Here is a 19,149-nt window from a genome sequence, read left to right on the forward strand (position 1 = left end):
CCATTAATCTCCTTTAACTTATAAATTTTGTGGACAAGAGAGGATCACCTTTCGTTCCTGCCCTGCTTTTTTCCTTTCAGATTTCCCTAACGTACTGCACAGCGATTTGGGCCAATCTCCATTTCTATTTGTTCATCTTGATCAGGAGTGACTTTCCCCATATTTACTTGACGAATTTGCTGATACGCGTTTGGTTGTGGCGGTAAATTATCCGTAACTATATGGCGGAATTCATCTTCACTTTCAATATTTAGACCGTGGTTTTGTGCAAACAAATCACCTAGGCGTTTTGCTACAGTTCCGTCTTCATTTAATTCTTGGATGATCATAAAGTGTGCTGGTAAAACAATTAGGTCCTCTGCCAACTCGCGGTAACGATGATATAAAGTCTCACGTAAATCACCTACCCAATCTTCTGCAAGGCCCGCTAAGTCAGGACGTCCGATAGAGTCAATAAACAAAATATCGCCTGTTAATAAATACTTGCTATCAACGATGAAAGATGTAGATCCTATCGTATGGCCAGGTGAGTAAAGAGCACCTACTTCAATTTGAGAGGCACCAACTTTTACTGTCACTCCGTCCTCTAGAGGCATGTATTCAAATACTACTTCATCTGCATCTTTTGGCGGTAAGTAGTATGTTGCACCAGTTGCCTCTGCAATGTGCCGTCCTCCTGAAATATGGTCAGCGTGTAAATGTGTATCAAAAACATATTTAATCTCAGCATTTTTCTCTTTTGCATAGTTTGTAAATATGTCTGTGAAACGAACTGCATCTATTACTGCTGCCTCTCCTTCAGAAATAACCATGTACGTAAGACAGCCTTTTCCTAAACGGACAAATTGATAAAGTTCTCCGCCCCCAGTTAAATCTCCCACTTTAATAGGTTCAAGATAAGAACTCCAAGACTTCATGCCACCTTCAAGATAGAATACATCTCTTCCGGCATCTGAAAGCATTTCAGCGATCATTTTCGAAGAACCTTCTTTTGCACAGACCACTAATACATCCTGATTTGATGGTAGCTTTGGTAAGATTTCATCTACTCCATCTAATAATTCGAAATAAGGAATATTTATATACTCAAAGTTTTGGCCTTCAATTTTCCAATCTTCATAAGCATCTGTGTTACGCACATCTAAAATAAATAACGGCTGTTTTTCAATTACCTTACGAGCAACCTGTGCTGCTGTCATTTTATTGATTGTCATATCACACTACCCCCATAGGTATTTATTTTGGTTTTTTATAGTGGAAGGGATGACCCTTCCACTCGTTTTCTCATATTTATTTCTATTCTACTAGAATGTTAAAGATGGTGATGCATCTTTCGCGAATTCAAGGAACGTAACAGCTCCACCTACTTCAATACCATCAATGAAGTCTTCTTTTGTTAATCCCATTACATCCATCGTCATTTGGCAACCGATAAACTTCACGCCCAACTCCTGCGCCATTTCTACAAGTTCTGGGATGCTTGGTACATTTGCTTTTTTAAATCCTTCTGCAAAATGTTCGCGTCCTTCTGGCATTGGCAATTGTTGCATTGCTTGTTTATGAATTAAGTTTAGGCCTTCAAAAGTGAAGAAGATAGCTACCTCTTTTTCTGTTGCTGCTGCTGCAGTTGCGATATTAAATACCTTATAAGCGTCAAATAAACCACCATTACTTGCGATAATTGCTACTTTGTTAGACATAATAAAATTCCTCCAATAATTTTTTATTTGATATTGCTCCACCTCAATTAAGGTGGGCTCTTACTACCCGTCTATGCGGGATATTTCCCCTTGCCAAGAAGCCATTCCAGGTAGGACATTATAGACTTTTGTAAAACCTTTGTCAGAAAGTTTACTTGCTGCTAAATCACTGCGTGTACCTGTACGACAAATGACATAAATCTCTTGATCTTTATTTAGTTCATCTAAACGGTCTTCTAATTCTCCCATCGGTATGGATTTAGAACCTTCAATATGGCCAAATGCATATTCTGCTTCTTCGCGCACATCCAAAATTATGCCGCCTTTACTAGCACGATCAATTACTTCATCATTCATAATGGTATTTTCAAATTTCTTTTCTTCTCCAGTGTCATGAGAACTTTTACGGATGTAATGTAGTATTACTCCATTTTCTTGTATTGTCCCAAGATACTGATGGCCAACACCTTCACTCCATGCTTTTAAATCTGCAATAGAACCTTTGTCTGTAGCCTGAATTTCTATGACTTGACCATCTTCTACTTCATTCATTGCCTTTTTTGTTTTGACAATTGGCATAGGACAAGCAAGTCCCTTACAATCTAGCTGTTGATCTGCTTTTATTTGCATTTTACAAACCTCCTATTACCTCGTGGGGTATATTTTAAATTAAAAAATTACTCAACTTTACCTTCCCAGGAAAGCATACCACCAGCCATATTTGTTACATCAAACCCATAGCCTTGTAAATATTGTGTTGCTTGGCCGCTACGACCACCAGAACGACAAACCATAATATAGGGTTTTGCTTTATCTAACTCATGCATACGAAATTCAAGCAAACCTAGTGGAATATGCATGATATCAGGAATATGACCAGCTTGTACTTCATCTACCTCACGAACATCAATTAGGTTTAACTTTTCACCATTTTCTATACGTTGTTGGACTTCTTTTGCAGTAATTTCTTTCAATGTTTACCCTCCTACAATATTAATTAACCTCTCCAAGCACTCATGCCCCCACGAACATTTGTAATGTTTTCATAGCCTAGTTTTTTTAATTGTTTGCAGGCTTGAGCGCTACGCATTCCGCTTTGACAAATCACAACAATCTCTATGTCTTTCGGAAGTTTCGAAAGGTCCGATCCTAATGGAATATTTTTAAACTGACTAATATGCCGAGTTTTATATTCACCAGGTGTTCTTACATCCACAAATACTTTATCTTTATCATCTATTATCCTGTTTAATGCAACTGTAGTTATTGTTTTAATTCCTTTAACAGGCCTTAACCGCCAAAGGAAAAACAGAATCACAATAGCAATAATAATCCACATGCCCATATAAACTCACCTCACATACCTTATAGGGTATAATACGATTAAAAATAAAAATCGTATATCAACGACTTTTAACTAACAAATCCACTGCTTCTTGCACCGAATCATTCGCAGCATCTTGACTTGCTGCTTCCAAGAGGCACTCTTGTAAGTTTTGGCTCACAATAACTCCTATTGTACGGTCAACACCAGAGCGCACAGCTGATAATTGAGTGACGACAGCCTTACAGTCTTTACCTTCGTCCATCATTTTTAATATTCCCCTGAGTTGGCCCTCGATTCGTTTCATCCGATTTTTGACTTTATCGTCATAGGAATTCATTCATACCCCCTCCTCATCTCTTTGTTCTCTTGTTCATAAAGTAATAATATACCCCGCGTGGTATATTGTCAACAAAAGAAAATCTACATTCTTTAAATTAGTTTAAATAAGTGCGTATTAAACAGGAAGATTTTGCGATCTGACTGTAGTAAAAAAATCCGTTTGCTAATGATAAGCAAACGGATTAAATATACTCTTATATTATAAAGTTAAACCGCCATCAACAAGAACAACTGAACCTGTCATATAGCTTGCTTTATCTGAAGCTAAGTAAGCAACCATTTCAGCAAGCTCTGCTGGGTCAGCATAACGTCCCATTCTCATGTTGGAAACCTCTTCTGGAACATAGCCACCTTCTGCAAATTGAGCTTCAACATTAGTTGTTAAAGTTGTTTTGACCCCACCTGGACAAAGTGCATTGATGCGAATTCCTTTTTTCGCATATTCAAGTGCAGCACCTTTTGTTAAACCTATAACCGCATGTTTACTTGCAGAATATACAGCTACACTATGTTCAGGACGTACTCCTGCAGTAGAAGCTGTATTAATGATAGAACCACTTCCTTGCTCTTCCATCACTTTCAGCACATATTTCATTCCAAGGAAGACACCTTTTACATTGATAGACATAATACGATCGAATTCAGATTCTTCTACTGCAGTAAAAGGTGCGAATCGTTGAATAACACCTGCGTTATTGAAAAATATATCAATACGTCCGTATGTGTCGATTGCACTTTTTACGTAATTTTGTACATCTTCAGTTTTTGAAACATCAGCCTTTACGAAGATACCTTCTCCGCCTTGTTCTTTTACAAGATTTAATGTTTCTTCCCCTGTTTCTTGATTAAAGTCGACTAACACCACTGTTGCACCGTTACCTGCTAGTTTTAGACTGCTTGCTCTTCCAATTCCGCTTCCTGCTCCAGTTATGACAGCTACTTTACCTGCTAATTCCATGTTCATTTCCTCCCTTTTATTAGCTTACATCCATGATTTTATTACTTGTTTAAAAATTAATATTGTATTATCTTACGATTAATAGTTCTTATCTACGCTCCATAAAAATTAAAAGGAAGTATATTCTATATGGAAATAGCTATACAGGATTTACATTATATATGTGAGATGATTTATAAAGTTCATGATATACCTGTTTTTTACCTCAATCAGTTTGGTGAAATAGAACATGAATTTTCAGGGAGAAACCTAAGGGATAACCCATACTATAATCAAATCAAAAAGCAGATCAGCGTCTACACTTATGATGAAAGCCCACATGACTTTCCTATCTTTTTTTCAAATTCTAAATTGAATTTTTTCTTTATTAACCTGAAGAATACAAATTCATTTTGGGGCACCATTATTTTAGGACCGACCCTTGTATCCGAAGTAACGGATGAGGATGTGAATAAAATTTTTGATTCTTTTAAAGGAAAGCTTCATAAAAGAAAACTCATCGAATATTATCAATCCATTCCCATTATCGACAGTGAGCACTTTCTAACGATTAGTCTCTTGGTTTATTATTTGGTGTACCAAAAAAAGCTAGATCAATCGATGGTAATACATAATAATAAAGCATTAGCCTTAGACATCATCGAAACTGAAAATCCAGAACTTGAACTGTCAAAAGGAAGGCGAAATTTCATCTTTCATTCTAATCTTTCCTATGAACAAATATTGCTTGATTATGTCAAAAACGGACGAATTGATAAATTACAGGATATTTTTGATTACTCTATTATCGGTGAGGCAGAATTAGGATTGTTATCGAAACGAAATCGCCTTAGAAGTGAAAAAAACTTAATGATTACGGGAATAGCTCTTGTTTGTAGAGCGGCTATCGAAGGGGGATTAAACGATGAAACTGCCTTCACTTTAAGTGATTTCTATATCCAACGTATTGAGGAATTAGGCACCTTAAAAACCATTTTAAAATTAACGGAAGAAGCGATAAAGGATTTTACCAATCGGGTGAACCAAATAAAAACTGAAAAATATTCTCCCACAATAACTACTTGTCATCACTATATTTATGATCATCTTTACGAAGAAATCACTCTCGATCAGCTTGCAGAAGTATGTCATTTAAGTCCAAATTACTTATCATCATTATTCAAAAAAGAAGTTGGAATACCAATAAGTGAATACATGCAAAGGCAACGTGTTGAAGAAGCAAAGAAACTATTACTTTTAACAAATTACTCTATTTCAGATATTGGTACCTGGCTAAACTTCCATGATCAAAGTTATTTTATAAAAACCTTTAAAAAATACACGAGCTTAACTCCCCGACAGTTTAGAAATGCTCATTCTGATCATCAGTCTAGTGAAACCTAAAAACACGCAGGCCTCTCACTGAGAGGATCTGCGTTTTAAATTAATCTATTTCGTCGACTGAATTTCCACTTTGTCTAAAATCGCATGCCCTTTTCGGACTTTAATAGTTGCTATGGCAGAAGTCTTGTTTGCCGGCTGACTAATGGCATTCTCTAAGTCCTTCCCTGTATTTTCGGGGACAAAGAATTTATCTAATTGATAATTAATTTCTACAACTTGATTATCAGGTCCATTGCTTGAGTTCAAAGGAAAATAATTGATTTCCCCTTTTAAATAAATACCTTCTTCAGGTTGATCCTTTACTACCTTCTTCACAATATCCATACCATTTTCATTTTTCTCTAAGACTGAATAGACAACTACTGGCTTATCATAAAAAGAAGAATTATTCACTTTAAAATAATCTTTTAATTCCTTGTCTAATTTTGAAATATTTACCTCTTCTGCTTTGTAGTTTAACCTAACATAATCCCCTCTGAACAAATCAGTGGGATCCACCGGTCTTGTTTCTAGCTTTATCGTGTTTCCTGTAGTTATCGTTAGAAATGGGGGAATAGACATTCCTATCAATATAAGAATAGGTAGTGAAAAGGCAATTAACTTCTTCCAGTTACTCTTCAGCAAATGACTTTCCCCCTTTCTTTCTTTGCTTATCTATATAAATACCGAAGCCAATGAATATGGCTCCCCCTATGACAAATACCAATGATTTTGGTAAAAAGTCATAAGAAATATCTATATAAAAACGAAGGATTAACGCGCACAAAATCATAATATTCAGCAGGCTACCTCTCTTAATAAAGAAGAGCACTAGTACTAAATACGCCAAACTGAACACAATATAAAATGATTCCCCAAACAATGAATTTCTCCAGAAGTAGCCAAATGTTAGGATGATCCCACTGACACCGTGAATTAGGTGTCCTTGAATTTCAAATATGCCCTTCAGCTTCTCCCTTACAGGAATAAACAGCATAGCGATACCAATTAAAAATATAAATAAAATAGCAAGAACGGCTATTGGACTATCATAGTCTATGAAAGTAAATGCCAGTAAAATAGATAATTGAATCGTTAATATATTCATAAAGAATATATAAGGAACTGAATAGTGGATATGCTTACTGATAAGATACATAATAGGCAGGATAACTAGCATAATATATGGCAGAGAAGTCTCACCATCGAACATGTAATTCATTTGATAGATAAATAGTAAAGCTGTTATGAATATGAGTAGTAACTTATCTTTCAAGACATATGCAATAGGTATCCCTCCTAAAGCCCATACCAAAAATGCATTTCGGAAAGAACCTCCCAAGTTAAACATTTGCCCTATCAGGAAGATACCCGCACCATAAAACAAAAAGCCTATATAAAACAAAGTTCTGGCCATTTTTGGATTATGGTTTTCTATTTTGAGTCCGACACCATTGACTCCAATCACTGAAATAATTATGAGCAAAAACTTTACCGTTTTACTCATATACATCCAATTACTTGCTATAAAGCTCAACATCCCAATCCCAATCAAAAATGCACCCACCGTAAGAAGTATACGGATAAAATTTGGACCACCCGTTACCTCGTAGTGCCCCAAAAGTTCTTCTTTTTGTGCAGCCTGAATGGAACCTTCTTTCTCAAAAAAGTCCAATTCCTTCTTCAACCATTGATATTCCGACTTCTTAATAGACCTTTTCATATTGCTGACCCCCTTTCGATCTTTCACCAATTTCTCTTTATTTCCCACTATGTTATAGTACGTAAATTCAAAAATAATTATGATACATACCTATAATACCGTATATCCGTTACTCTTTTGTAAAAGTATTACAAACCTGGACGCTTTATTTTTGAAAACAGTTCCCTCTTCTTATAATTAAAAATTTTATACACCCTTGAAGGATAATAAAGCAAAATGGGCGTATATAGATTAAAAGAATCTTTAACCTTCAACACAAAATTTATAATTGGAGAGGTTGTTAAAAATGGGAATACAATTAAACCCTTATCTAATGTCTACAGATGCAAAAGGACAGGCGAACTTTTATGTAGAGGCCCTAGGTGGGGAAATCATTACACTTAAAACATATGGCGAAACCCCAGGAACCCCAGAAGCAATAAAAGATAAGGTGATGCATCTAGCTGTGAAGGTGGCAGGAGGGAATATCCTCATGATGTCCGATACTTTAGAACAGGCACCTCTTAATACCACCATCAGTCTTGCATTAACATATGATAGTGAGGATGAAGCTAAAGAGGTATATGCAAAGCTTGGCGAAGGCGGCGAATTTAAGCATCCCTTTGAAAAACAAGTTTGGGGCGAATACTATGGAGACCTTGTAGATAAATACGGGGTTACCTGGATGGTAACTGCACCATAAAGCAGTCTAAATATCCATTAAAAAAGAAAGAACTGATACGCTCTACTTCAGTTCTTTCTTTATGTAAATAATAATATATTCAATTAAACTATATTTTTGCTTCTGCGCTCTAATAATATAACATCTCTCCAAACACCGTGATGCTGTGCTATCTTTTCCCTGTATCCAATCTCACGAAAACCTAGCTTCTTGTGCAAATTTAAACTTGCCTTATTTTCTTTGAAAATAGAAGATTGCAATGTCCAATATCCTTGTTTTTCACTTTCCTCTATTAGTTTTGAAAATAATACTGTACCAATCCCTTTGTTTTTTACTTGTGTTGTTATGTATATACTAATTTCGCCTACTCCTTTATATACACACCGACTAGAGACAGGGCTTATTGCTATCCAACCAACTATTATTCCGTCTTTTACAGCAACCATTTTACATGTGGAATCATGTGATGCAGTCCATTCTTCAAAAGAAGGTGCTTCAGTTTGAAATGTAGCATGTCCTGTTGCAATACCTTCTAAATAAATTTCCTTAACTCTAGACCAATCTGTATCTAACATTTTTCTAACTTCAAAATTATTCGCCATCCAAAAGTTACCCCCTGTGATACTTGTTATATGATTAAGAAAAGAAACCATATACTATAATGGTCTCTTTTCATATATATCCTGTTTCCTTTATTAACAACAAGAAGAATCGGCATTATTTAAATTTGTACTACACACCCCAGTCTCAGGCAAATCAAGCTCCACTCGTTTGGAGGCTTCTATATCCCCTGCGAGATAGGCAGTAATAGAACGAACTTGTTCATAACCAGTCGCCATTAAGAATGTGGGAGCACGACCATAGCTTTTCATGCCAACAATATATAGTCCATGTTCTGGTTGACGAAGAATTTCTTCCCCATGAGGACGGACTGTCCCACAGCTATGAAGATTTGGATCGATTAACGGTGCGAGTGCTTTCACACTTTCTGTTGCCGGGTCAATAGATAATCGAAGCTCTTGCTCAATTGAAAAATCTGGGCGGTTGCCTGTATTAACAATTAACTCATCAATTTCCTTAATAGATACCACTTCACCATTGTAGCGACCTATAAGCTCCAATTGTTCGTTTATTGACTTAACTTGCATTGTATAGAACGGTGTATACACTTCCACTTTTTCTGCATCAACTAAGGAATGGATTTTCGTACCTAAAGCCCCTCTTGCCTCTAATGCATCTTTTTCTTCTCCACCGAACGCATCCGAGATATGCTTTTTGCGTAATATCCAAATTAGTTTTGTTTGTGGATATTTTATTTGAAGATCTGCTAATTCAAGCAATGTATTTATGGCGGAATGCCCGCCACCAATTACTGCAATCGTTTTATTTGCATAGCGGGTTGTATTCTGCACAATATCGGGAATGCCGTATTCAATATAATCCTGACAAGCCCTTTCAGAAGAAAGCCAAACGCCATTAGAAGTAACTGGATTTGGATTACCCCATGTCCCGGTTGCATCAATAATGGCACGCGCTTCTACAATTTTCAGTTCTTGATGATTATCAACATAAATTTCAAAGGGTTGTTTTTCACGATTTTTCGTTTTCATTTTGTCATTTTCCTTCCGAGAAATAGAAACAACCTTTGAATTATAATAAATCGATTCTTTTATCACAGGCAATTCACTTAATGGTTCTAAATACTGTTCTATTAGTTCTCTACCAGTTGGTAAAATATCATCTTGAGGTGATTCCCAGTCCGTTTCTTCTAGCAATTTGCGTGCAATCTTATCAATATTGTATTGCCATGGACTAAACAAATGAACATGTTGCCACTTGCGAATATTATGAGCTACACCTTGGCCTGACTCCAAAACAATAAAAGGCACTTTATTCATTGCTAAATTTGCAGCTGCAGCAAGACCCACTGGACCTGCCCCAATAATAGCTACTGGTAAGTCAAGATTATACGACAGTTGGCTTGGTATTTCTGAGCAGCAAGAAGTTTCTTTTATTGTTTCTGCACCACAGCATGATGATGTATTTGTCGTAAATAGTTTAATTTCTTTCATTTTCATTCTCCTTCTTTTCTATGCATTGTATTGCTTGTTTAAAACACGAAGCCGTTCTTTCCCCATACAAATGTGGGTTACCCTTAAAAAATTGATCACGCATATATTGTTCCGCTTCTTTTAAAGGAATTTGTCTCGACTTCATCACTAATTCTAGGTATTGAATAAAGTACTCTACTGATAATGTACTTGCATGATTAACTACCATTCTAATCTCCTAACAGTCACAACTTGACATACAAGTCTATTTTATATAAGCAAACCCTTATATATAAATTGAAAATAATGCCTAGAATCTCTAGGCATTTGTTTGAGCAAATTCTCTAATGCGTTGACCAATAGCATCGCGAACTGTTTGGAATACTTGCCATACCTCATCATCTGAACCAGTTGCTTTGGCTGGATCATTGAACCCCCAATGTTCACGTTTCACTTGAGAGGGAGTCAGAGGACATCTAATTTCAGCATCTCCGCACAAAGTCACAACTAAATCGGCTTGATTTAGATATTCACGATCAATCATTTCAGATTGTTGATTAGAAATATCAATCCCTACCTCTTTCATTACTTTCACAGCCTTGGGATTCAATCCATGTGCTTCAATACCGCCACTACGCACTTCCCATTCAGAATCCAAATACTTTTTTCCAAACCCTTCAGCTATTTGACTACGGCAAGAATTACCCGTGCATAAAAAGTACAATTTTTTCATTCTATATCCTCTTTTTCAGCATTTAAAATATCTGTCTTTCCACTTCAACGAAACACCTACTAACGCTATGAGAACAGGCACTTCTACTAACGGTCCAATAACTGCTGCGAATGCTTCGCCACTGTTTATACCAAATACAGCGACAGCCACTGCAATAGCTAACTCAAAATTGTTGCTTGCAGCTGTAAAGGACAGGGCAGATGTCACTGGATAACTTGCTCCAACTTTCCTTGAAGCAAAGAATGACACTACAAACATAATTAAGAAGTAAATCAATAATGGTACTGCAATGCGTAACACATCAAGTGGTAAGGCAACAATTTTGTCCCCTTTTAATGAAAACATCATGACGATAGTAAACAACAAAGCGATTAATGTAAGAGGTGAAATTTTAGGGATGAATTTCTCTTGGTACCACTCTTTCCCCTTCAATCTAATACCGATAAGTCGCGTTAAAATGCCTGCAGCAAATGGAATACCTAGATAAGTTAGGACACTTTTAGTGATGTCCCACATGGAGATTGTTAGCGATAAATTCTCCATACCAAACCAACCAGGCATGACATTTAAGAAGAAATAAGCAAAAGTTGAGTAGAACAGTATTTGGAATATGGAATTAAATGCTACTAAACCAGCTACGTATTCACTATCCCCCCTCGCTAAATCGTTCCATACTATAACCATAGCAATACAACGTGCAATACCAATCATAATCAGTCCTGCCATATACTCTGGATAATCATGTAAAAATATGATTGCTAAGAAGAACATTAAAAATGGACCTAAAAGCCAATTTTGCAACAAAGACAGGACTAATACTTTCCAATCCTTAAATACTCTCCACATTTCCTCATATTTTACTTTTGCCAGTGGAGGATACAGCATCACTATAAGGCCTATGGCAATCGGAATAGATGTTGTACCGACAGATAATTTATCTAATGTATCCTTAAACGAAGGAGCAATCATGCTCAGCACAATCCCTAAACCCATCGCAACGAAAATCCATACTGTTAAATAACGATCGAGAAATGATAATTGTTTTGTTAATGGCTTTCTCACATTTATGCCTCCCCTTCGTTAATCGAGCAAAGGCAATTTTTCAATGGGATAGGCGCTAATTCATCAATGATGGCTTGGATATAAGGCGTTTGACTATCATTTAATCTATAGTGCTTCCATGTCCCTTTTTTTCTTTCTAGAATAATATTAGCTTCTTTTAATTTACGTAGCTGCTGGCTTACAGCTGGTTGTGAAACTTGCAATATATCAACCAAATCACATACACAAACCTCACCATTCTTCAAACTGGCTAACAACTTTAATCGATTAGCATCACTCACCGCTTTGAGCTGCTTCTCCATCAATTGTAAATCCATCATCATCACCTCATTTATATATAAGCATTACCTTATATAATCGTACGCTTATTTATCAAAATATGCAAGAGTATAAAATACGTGACACTCAGCTTACTATTTAATTACTTATAATTAAAAGATGACGCAATTTTTTGATTTGTTAATATATAGTTTTTTTATATAATTAGGTATACTTATTTCTTTCTTTCGAAAGGAGGCTTCCAATGGGTTATAAGATTGTATTTTTTGATGTGGATGGAACTTTGACAGACCATAGAGACGGCAGTATCTCAGAGAGCACTAAAGAGGCCATCTTAGCTTTAAAAAGAAAGGGTTTAAAGGTTGTTGTCGCAACAGGTAGACCTTTATCCATGTGTGACGAGTTAAGGACGTTAGGCATTGATACCTTTATAACTGCTAATGGTGGATATGTGAAACATAAAGAACATGTTGTTCATAAAGTACCTATGGATCAAGACATTTTGCGCTCTTTTATTGAATTTGCCGCTGCTGAAAATCATGCCCTATCATTCTATACAGAAGATTTCAGTATGAATGGCGTAAAGAATGAAAACATATTAAAGGCCTTAAAGGAAACTTTATCATTGAGTGATTATCCTGCTTCAAACCCACATATACATAATCTTGAAGTGTACTTAATGTGCATTTTCGCAGACGATGACATGATGAAAAGCTATAAATTAAAATTCCCAAATCTACTATTTAAAAGATGGCATCCTTTTATATTGAATGTTTTACAGGAAGACGTTTCCAAATCATTAGCGATTAATAAAGTTTTAAATTATTTTGGATTCGATAAGTCAGAAGCCATTGCATTCGGTGATGGAGAGAATGATATTGATATGTTGGAATCTGTAGCACTAGGTATTGCCATGGAGAATGGCAATGAGGAATTGAAAAAGGTTGCAGATTTTGTGACTAAAAAGTCTAGCGAAGATGGTATATCTTTTGCTTTAAAAAAATTCGGGATTATATAGCTCCCGGTAGTTTAATTAAAAGGAGATAAAAATGGAACTACAAACTGAAAGACTTATAATCACACCGTGCACTAAAGAGTCATTACAGGAGTTTTCAAAAACCGAAGAATATGTAATCGGTCTACATGTAGATATGTATTTGTTAGCATTAAAAGATGACCCTTCTCTTTCAGGATGGGGTGTATGGCTTGTGATCAATAAAGAGGATCATACGATTATTGGCGATATGGGGTTTAAAGGAAAACCTGATTCACAAAAAACAGTGGAAGTAGGCTATGCAATTATCCCCTCTGCTCAAAAGAAAGGGTATGCAACAGAAGCCGTGAAAGAAATAATTAACTGGGCTTTCTCCACTGGAAAAGTAGAAAAAGTAGTCGCTGAATGCTTGCATGATAACCACTCTTCCATAAGGGTCTTAGAAAAACTGCACATGAAAAGAACGGAACCTAAAAACAATATGCTGAATTGGGAATTGGAGAAATAAGGATTATTGCCGTTATTCAACTTCTACAAGAATAAATGAAAAAACATGAAAGCACTCTATTTTTCAATAAAAAACCCGTTTTGAATAAATTAATTCAGAACGGGAGTGACCCTTCAGGATATACTACTGCACATCCTAAAGTAGAATTTTTTCACTTTATACTTTCTTCTCAAGCATGGTCAACGTTAGACCACCATCAACCATCATTTCTTTTAATTCTACAAATCCATTCTTTTTATAAAAGTTTATTGCAGGTGCATTTTTAGAGCCTGTTGAAACAATAATTGTTTGAAATTCTTTTCGAATGCTTTGAACAAAATCTAATAGTTCCCTAGCAATGCCCTTTCTAAAATGTTTAGGATGGACAAATAATCGGTGTATATCCATTACACCCTCTTCTATCTTTAGAGAAATGATTCCGCTTAGCTCTTCTTTTATATAAAAACCATAAAAAGTTTCTCCGCTTTGTTGCAAGCTCTCAACTGTATCTTTAAGTGGCGGCAGTTCATAAAAATCTATTAACTCTGCTTCTACTTTATACGATAACAATTGAACGTTTAATACTTCATTAGCAAATTTCGAATTCGTCATATCAATTTCTTTAATCAAATCCCTTTCCCCCAATTAGATTTTTTTATCTATGCCTTATTGGCATTTTTCGTATCTCTTTATATATGACTTAAAGTTGGGAACTCATTTATTACAATGCTATATAAAGTTAAAGAATTAGCCCTGTCTTAAAATCTTACAAAACATTCTAGGCTTGTTTTTATTAAAAGCGTCTATTAGTTCTTTTCCAAATATAGTTATACTATTTTCCCAAGGATGTCCTAAAATGCCCCACATAAAATCCTTCTGAATAAAGAAATAGTAATCACCATTCGGAAAGATTGGTATAACCCATTCTCCGAATTCATCCCTTTCGAATTCTAAGCGTGGATTTATCCAATAACATTCGTGTTGCCAATCGAGTGCTAGTATATATTCTCCAAGTATTGTGCACTCTTTAAATACATCTAGCACTTTTTCTTCAAGGTCATCATAAGCACTTAAATCTGATGAATCTCCGAAATAGCCAGAAACATTATAAGTTATATAAGGATGTGGAACATTAAAAGATGGAAATATAGACGTACTTGGTTCGAATTCAAAATCATTATATATCCTGTCCCAAATTTGACCCATTTCTTTTTCTAAAAGCGGAACCCAATTCTTCATTAAACTCCCCCCTTTACTTTCTAATCAGTTGAACATTTATAATCTGTATTCTCAACTTTATTATTACATTATTTCAGTTAAGTTGGTTATTCCCTTTCGTCCCTCTATGTAAAAAGCACGATCCAATTTTGATTGAATCGTGTTCATAATTAGATTATTTATTTCAGGTGAATATGTCAGTAGTAGCTTTAAGATAAAGTTTGAATAAAGTCCCTAATAAACCCTTTACACTAAGATTAATAAGAAGCATCCATTAATCAATATGGATGCTTCTTTAACATTTTTTAGTTAATTTAAAGTAGTTTGATTATTTTCTATAGTATTACCTCATAAATGCGCAAGATTATGGGAATACCGCCTTTATCTGAAGCCTTTATTAGATTGTTTTGTATATTTAATAAATCCTTGTTGTACAAAAGCAAAGCTCCCCAATAGTCAAACATCATTCATATATACTCGCAGCAAATAGTATTAGAGATATAATCTTCCAAGAGGGTTGCTTAGGAAGTATTTGAGTATCATATACATTATATTCATCCATTTCATTAACACAAGCTTCCATCGCTTCTAAGTAATCTTCAAGTGTTATATTCTTCCACTCATCCTTATTAATTTTTAAATCCATTCTTAATTGATTTATAAATTCAATTAAATCTTCTGGACTATTTACGTTATCTGCCATTTCAAATATTTCCATCTTTATACCACCTTTATTAATAATTTCCATCAAAAGACTAGGTATTTCCTTCTTCTATTAAACTTTTCCTAAATATTCAAATAATAATATCAATCTCCTCCACTATCCCTAAGGTTTAATATTTTTTATACCCTTATAATAACATTAACATAGGAAACTGGTTTTGTTGTGTAAATAACTCTATCAACAGTCACCTTGTATGACCGCCTCTATGAATTGATTCGAAGAATTCACTGGGATAAAAGTTCCTCTACTTTCAGAGAATAAAATAACCTCTACTGGATATTTTACCCACAGAGGTTGTTTTCATTAGATCTTATTATTTGTATCCGTCCTTTATTAAAAGCCAACCTAATGTTACATGATAAAATAATTCTCGACTGGAACACCAGTAAAACAAATAAAATTTCGCCAATACGCCCTACCTATATATTAAAAAGTTGTCGCCTGTTCTACCATTATATAGAAAATAATTTATACATATAAAAAATTACTTTATACCATACTTACAGGCTTGATTATTTTTATCGGTACTTATTCAACAAACGCGCACGATTGTTGAAGATCATTATTGAAGTAAAGCCCCGTTTAGTTTAAATGGAGAACATTCCCGCCATGTGGCTCGCGGCGATGTAAAAACCCGACTACCGGACAATCCATACAATGCAAAGAATTGGGATTATGTAGAAGAGGACAACTTGTTCATTTGTCCGAACGGCCGCCGTGTTCACTTCAAGAAGTACATGAAGAAAAAGAAACCCTCGGCTTTGTACAGGACTTCAAAATCTACGAATGTGAAGAGTGTGGTGATTGTCCACTGAAGGCTTTGTGCACAAAGGAGAAGGGGAACCGACACGGGGACCTGAAAAGGTACAATGGCTCATAACTTACTAAAAGTGGTAGGCCTCTTGTGCAGAAACCACCTTATAAAACGAAAAATCAAAAAAAGGTGGAGAAAACGATTTATTTTTCTCCACCTTCTTCATTTTAGGGACTTTTTAGACAGCCCCTTCATTATTTATGAATTCACCATAGAACTTGCAAGTTCTTCAATTACTTTTGCTGTTTTTACTACATCTTCCGCAACTAATAAGTGCGTGCAGTTTTCAAACGGAATCACTTCAGAATTCGGAATCTGTTCCTTCATGTATTCCGCTGCTTCTTTTGAGTAAAGTGTACTCTTTTCTCCATACACAATTTGTGTTGGTACAGTGATTTGTGGTAACACGTCACGATAATCGCCAACTGCCATCGCATGCCACATTGCCGCTAATACATGAGGGGTATTGCCGTTGACTACTAAATTGAGTTGCTCTTCCATCATTTCACCAGCCAAGTATGGGACGGTCACTTTAAAGAAAGGCTTTGCGAATTCCATCAAGCTATTATTGATCACTGTCAAATCATTCAATGAGTCTTCTCGCGTATATTTACCGTGATAAAGACCTAAATTCCAATCCTCTTCATTGACTAATTTTGGTGTCATGTCGAACAACGATACGGCCTTCAATCTGGATACACCGAAGTTTTTTACATACTCGAATGTCGTAGAAACCCCCATCGAGTGTCCAACTAATGTGACATTCATCAAATTAAGATGCTCCATTAGTTCTTCCAAATCGGAAGCGAATCTCTTCAATGTCAAACCATGCTCCGGGCGATCAGAAGCGCCATGTCCTCTCAAATCAAAAGACACTACATTGAACTTTTTGCTCAATTCTTCAAATGGTTGATCGAATGCTGTATGATCTGATGACCAGCCATGGACGAACACAATCGGTTGTCCTTCTCCTTTTTGCTGATAATACAATTTGACGCCGTCACTTGTTTCGAAAAATGCCATGATTCTTTCCTCCTTCTAGTAGGTCTCAACATAAAGTTGTTGTTAATTTGTTTATAAAAACACTCTATTGCATAACTTTTTCTACCATAAATAAAGTTTACTCCTGTATTATCTTAATAAGGTTGCCGCAGGTATCGTCGAAGACAGCTATTGTGACTTCGCCCATTTGTACAGTTGTAGATGCTATTTCTCATTTATAAAAATTAATATGCATTCGTTATATGACTTCCCCATTCACGGATAGGTTGCAACCAGCTAACGCTTCTTTCCACAATTAAATCATCCACTCTTACTTCGTAATTCTTGCGGTATGGTTTAGTAAATTCTTCATCAAGCCAGCTATCTCTCGTGCCTTTCCATGTTTCATAAATGAGCAGTTCATCCGGTTGATCCAGATTATCCGAAACAATAGCGCTAATAAATGCCTTTTCGGATGACATCTCCTCAATTAGAGAAAAAAGCTCCTTGCGGAATTCTTCTTTCTTCCCTGGTTTAGCCTTAAAACGAATATTGAGTTGAACTAGTTGATTGGTCATATTAACTCCTCCTATAAATTTTATATTTTGCGACGATTCCGTTACACCATTCCCCAAGTACTTGAAGAACAACTTACAAGATATAGTATCCTTTAGTAAGCACATTAACGGAAGTACCCACTTTTTTGTGATATAGTAACTAAAAAGTAATAAATGTGGAATGGAGAGGTTTAGACTTGAAAAAATATAGTTGTGGTTTTGAAGTGACAAAGGAAGTTATTGGCGGAAAGTGGAAAGGTCTTGTATTACACTTTTTAATGAATGGACCAAAGAGAACGAGTGAATTAAAGCGCATTGTCCCAAATATATCTCAGAAAATGCTGATTCAAACACTTAGAGAGCTTGAAGACAGTGGACTTGTGAGCAGAAAGATGTATAATCAAGTACCACCGAAGGTTGAATATTCATCCACTGAACTTGGAGAATCTCTTAAACCTATCTTGCAGGAGCTCTGTCAATGGGGAAGCCATTATGCGGAGCAAGAGTATGCAGAAGGTGAATATGAAATCGCACAACCAGAAGAGGCTTCTTAATACCTTATATGTAAGGTATTTTATTGTTGTACTAAAATTTAGCTATTTTAATTCTAAGTAGATGGCCTCGACAGATTCTTTAAGAACATTAAAGCTTCCTTAATGTAGTTAAAAACGGGGGTAGCGTCCTTGAAATCTACTTACGTTGAAATCCGAATTTTTCTGACGCTAACCCATTTAATATAGGGATTCTGTCCTGTTGTAACATAAGTAGAGCTTCTTTACTTTTTACTACAGGATTACTGGCACGACTATTAGAACAGAAAACAGTTACCAATTAGATAACTGTTTTCTGTTCTCTATATAAAATACTGAATTAATCTCACCTCACTCTATTTCCAAATGGGTTTTCATTATCTACAGAAGTTAATTATTACCATTCTCCCCCCGTTCACATAACTGCTCTAAAACAAGTAATAGCATCTCTCCTTTATTTGTAAGGCTGTATTCCACTTTAGGAGGTATATTTCTCATCTATTCTCCTCTGATTTATTATCGATAGTAGTCTAGGTATATAATACCGAATAATAGTCCTTTTTGCTTTCGAATAACTACTATCTATTTTCAACTAGTTCAATATTCAAAGTAAAATACTCCTAATCATGACTAATCTTATTCAACTATC

26 protein-coding genes and 1 pseudogene are annotated in these 19,149 nt (G+C 35.6%); 6 read left to right on the forward strand and 21 right to left on the reverse strand.

Annotated elements, in window-relative coordinates; all coding sequences use genetic code 11:
- Positions 1–86: 86 nt before the first annotated feature.
- The 7 genes from RCJ93_RS15225 to RCJ93_RS15255 form a co-directional block, all read right to left on the reverse strand.
- Positions 87–1,214, reverse strand: a complete 1,128-nt coding sequence (locus RCJ93_RS15225; protein ID WP_446739458.1) for an MBL fold metallo-hydrolase — start codon at positions 1,212–1,214, stop codon at positions 87–89.
- Between the two features lie 90 nt (positions 1,215–1,304).
- A complete protein-coding gene (locus tag RCJ93_RS15230) occupies positions 1,305–1,700 on the reverse strand; it encodes a DsrE/DsrF/DrsH-like family protein (protein ID WP_066790556.1) in 396 nt (131 codons plus the stop codon).
- Positions 1,701–1,763: 63 nt separating this feature from the next.
- Complete coding sequence (locus RCJ93_RS15235; RefSeq protein ID WP_446739459.1) at positions 1,764–2,330, reverse strand: sulfurtransferase TusA family protein; 567 nt, start codon at positions 2,328–2,330, stop codon at positions 1,764–1,766.
- Between the two features lie 47 nt (positions 2,331–2,377).
- Positions 2,378–2,674, reverse strand: coding sequence for a rhodanese-like domain-containing protein (locus RCJ93_RS15240; protein WP_150285517.1), 297 nt, complete (start codon positions 2,672–2,674; stop codon positions 2,378–2,380).
- A gap of 23 nt (positions 2,675–2,697) precedes the next feature.
- Entirely contained in the window at positions 2,698–3,045 is a 348-nt protein-coding gene (locus RCJ93_RS15245; protein WP_446739460.1) for a rhodanese-like domain-containing protein, read from the reverse strand.
- A 58-nt stretch (positions 3,046–3,103) separates the two neighbouring features.
- Entirely contained in the window at positions 3,104–3,364 is a 261-nt protein-coding gene (locus tag RCJ93_RS15250; RefSeq protein WP_066790563.1) for a metal-sensitive transcriptional regulator, read from the reverse strand.
- A gap of 201 nt (positions 3,365–3,565) precedes the next feature.
- Positions 3,566–4,324 carry an SDR family NAD(P)-dependent oxidoreductase gene (locus RCJ93_RS15255; RefSeq protein WP_150285520.1) on the reverse strand — a complete coding sequence of 253 codons (759 nt, stop codon included), beginning with the start codon at positions 4,322–4,324 and terminating at the stop codon, positions 3,566–3,568.
- A gap of 129 nt (positions 4,325–4,453) precedes the next feature.
- Between RCJ93_RS15255 and RCJ93_RS15260 the strand changes: the two genes are divergently transcribed.
- Complete coding sequence (locus RCJ93_RS15260; RefSeq protein ID WP_249775010.1) at positions 4,454–5,707, forward strand: helix-turn-helix domain-containing protein; 1,254 nt, start codon at positions 4,454–4,456, stop codon at positions 5,705–5,707.
- A gap of 45 nt (positions 5,708–5,752) precedes the next feature.
- Here the strand turns inward: RCJ93_RS15260 and RCJ93_RS15265 are convergent, their stop codons facing one another.
- Positions 5,753–6,331, reverse strand: a complete 579-nt coding sequence (locus RCJ93_RS15265) for a GDYXXLXY domain-containing protein (RefSeq protein WP_446739461.1) — start codon at positions 6,329–6,331, stop codon at positions 5,753–5,755.
- Positions 6,318–7,409: a DUF2157 domain-containing protein gene (locus RCJ93_RS15270; RefSeq protein ID WP_446739462.1), complete on the reverse strand. Its 1,092-nt coding sequence runs from the start codon at positions 7,407–7,409 to the stop codon at positions 6,318–6,320. The genes RCJ93_RS15265 and RCJ93_RS15270 overlap by 14 nt, the downstream gene beginning before the upstream one ends.
- Before the next feature lie 286 nt (positions 7,410–7,695).
- On the opposite strand from RCJ93_RS15270, the gene RCJ93_RS15275 reads away from it, so the two are divergent.
- Complete coding sequence (locus tag RCJ93_RS15275) at positions 7,696–8,091, forward strand: VOC family protein (RefSeq protein ID WP_446739463.1); 396 nt, start codon at positions 7,696–7,698, stop codon at positions 8,089–8,091.
- Between the two features lie 83 nt (positions 8,092–8,174).
- Here RCJ93_RS15275 and RCJ93_RS15280 read toward each other — a convergent pair whose 3' ends face one another.
- The 6 genes from RCJ93_RS15280 to RCJ93_RS15305 form a co-directional block, all read right to left on the reverse strand.
- Entirely contained in the window at positions 8,175–8,672 is a 498-nt protein-coding gene (locus RCJ93_RS15280) for an N-acetyltransferase family protein (RefSeq protein ID WP_446739464.1), read from the reverse strand.
- Positions 8,673–8,765: 93 nt separating this feature from the next.
- A complete protein-coding gene (locus RCJ93_RS15285) occupies positions 8,766–10,142 on the reverse strand; it encodes an NAD(P)-binding domain-containing protein (protein ID WP_446739465.1) in 1,377 nt (458 codons plus the stop codon).
- Positions 10,129–10,350 (reverse strand): hypothetical protein, encoded by a 222-nt coding sequence (locus tag RCJ93_RS15290; protein WP_446739466.1) that lies wholly within the window; start codon positions 10,348–10,350, stop codon positions 10,129–10,131. Before RCJ93_RS15290 ends, RCJ93_RS15285 begins: the two co-directional genes overlap by 14 nt.
- A gap of 90 nt (positions 10,351–10,440) precedes the next feature.
- Complete coding sequence (gene arsC / locus RCJ93_RS15295; RefSeq protein ID WP_392996619.1) at positions 10,441–10,854, reverse strand: arsenate reductase (thioredoxin); 414 nt, start codon at positions 10,852–10,854, stop codon at positions 10,441–10,443.
- Between the two features lie 15 nt (positions 10,855–10,869).
- Entirely contained in the window at positions 10,870–11,916 is a 1,047-nt protein-coding gene (gene arsB / locus RCJ93_RS15300) for an ACR3 family arsenite efflux transporter (RefSeq protein ID WP_446739467.1), read from the reverse strand.
- Between the two features lie 2 nt (positions 11,917–11,918).
- Positions 11,919–12,233, reverse strand: a complete 315-nt coding sequence (locus tag RCJ93_RS15305; protein WP_446739468.1) for an ArsR/SmtB family transcription factor — start codon at positions 12,231–12,233, stop codon at positions 11,919–11,921.
- A gap of 206 nt (positions 12,234–12,439) precedes the next feature.
- Here RCJ93_RS15305 and RCJ93_RS15310 point away from each other — a divergent pair, with 206 nt between their 5' ends.
- Complete coding sequence (locus tag RCJ93_RS15310; RefSeq protein ID WP_446739469.1) at positions 12,440–13,213, forward strand: Cof-type HAD-IIB family hydrolase; 774 nt, start codon at positions 12,440–12,442, stop codon at positions 13,211–13,213.
- Positions 13,214–13,244: 31 nt separating this feature from the next.
- A complete protein-coding gene (locus RCJ93_RS15315) occupies positions 13,245–13,697 on the forward strand; it encodes a GNAT family N-acetyltransferase (protein WP_446739470.1) in 453 nt (150 codons plus the stop codon).
- Positions 13,698–13,853: 156 nt separating this feature from the next.
- Here RCJ93_RS15315 and RCJ93_RS15320 read toward each other — a convergent pair whose 3' ends face one another.
- The 3 genes from RCJ93_RS15320 to RCJ93_RS15330 all read right to left on the reverse strand — a co-directional run bounded on the left by RCJ93_RS15320 (position 13,854) and on the right by RCJ93_RS15330 (position 15,612).
- Positions 13,854–14,306, reverse strand: coding sequence for a GNAT family N-acetyltransferase (locus RCJ93_RS15320; protein WP_249775019.1), 453 nt, complete (start codon positions 14,304–14,306; stop codon positions 13,854–13,856).
- A gap of 117 nt (positions 14,307–14,423) precedes the next feature.
- Positions 14,424–14,915, reverse strand: a complete 492-nt coding sequence (locus tag RCJ93_RS15325) for a DUF2716 domain-containing protein (protein ID WP_446739471.1) — start codon at positions 14,913–14,915, stop codon at positions 14,424–14,426.
- Between the two features lie 442 nt (positions 14,916–15,357).
- A complete protein-coding gene (locus tag RCJ93_RS15330; RefSeq protein ID WP_150285532.1) occupies positions 15,358–15,612 on the reverse strand; it encodes a DUF7660 family protein in 255 nt (84 codons plus the stop codon).
- Positions 15,613–16,318: 706 nt separating this feature from the next.
- Here RCJ93_RS15330 and RCJ93_RS15335 point away from each other — a divergent pair.
- The gene (locus tag RCJ93_RS15335; RefSeq protein ID WP_446739472.1) at positions 16,319–16,498 is read left to right on the forward strand and encodes a transposase; all 180 of its coding nucleotides are present in this window, start codon (positions 16,319–16,321) and stop codon (positions 16,496–16,498) included.
- 132 nt (positions 16,499–16,630) lie between these two features.
- Here the strand turns inward: RCJ93_RS15335 and RCJ93_RS15340 are convergent, their stop codons facing one another.
- Together RCJ93_RS15340 and RCJ93_RS15345 are read right to left on the reverse strand one after the other, a co-directional pair.
- The gene (locus tag RCJ93_RS15340; protein WP_446739473.1) at positions 16,631–17,455 is read right to left on the reverse strand and encodes an alpha/beta fold hydrolase; all 825 of its coding nucleotides are present in this window, start codon (positions 17,453–17,455) and stop codon (positions 16,631–16,633) included.
- 203 nt (positions 17,456–17,658) lie between these two features.
- Positions 17,659–17,991: an antibiotic biosynthesis monooxygenase family protein gene (locus RCJ93_RS15345; protein WP_150285534.1), complete on the reverse strand. Its 333-nt coding sequence runs from the start codon at positions 17,989–17,991 to the stop codon at positions 17,659–17,661.
- A 176-nt stretch (positions 17,992–18,167) separates the two neighbouring features.
- On the opposite strand from RCJ93_RS15345, the gene RCJ93_RS15350 reads away from it, so the two are divergent.
- Positions 18,168–18,524, forward strand: a complete 357-nt coding sequence (locus RCJ93_RS15350; RefSeq protein ID WP_150285535.1) for a winged helix-turn-helix transcriptional regulator — start codon at positions 18,168–18,170, stop codon at positions 18,522–18,524.
- Positions 18,525–18,890: 366 nt separating this feature from the next.
- Here RCJ93_RS15350 and RCJ93_RS15355 read toward each other — a convergent pair.
- Positions 18,891–18,989 (reverse strand): annotated as a pseudogene (locus tag RCJ93_RS15355) (winged helix-turn-helix transcriptional regulator); the annotation flags it as partial.
- Between the last annotated feature and the right edge of the window lie 160 nt (positions 18,990–19,149).

Source organism: Rummeliibacillus sp. BSL5 (assembly GCF_052928305.1).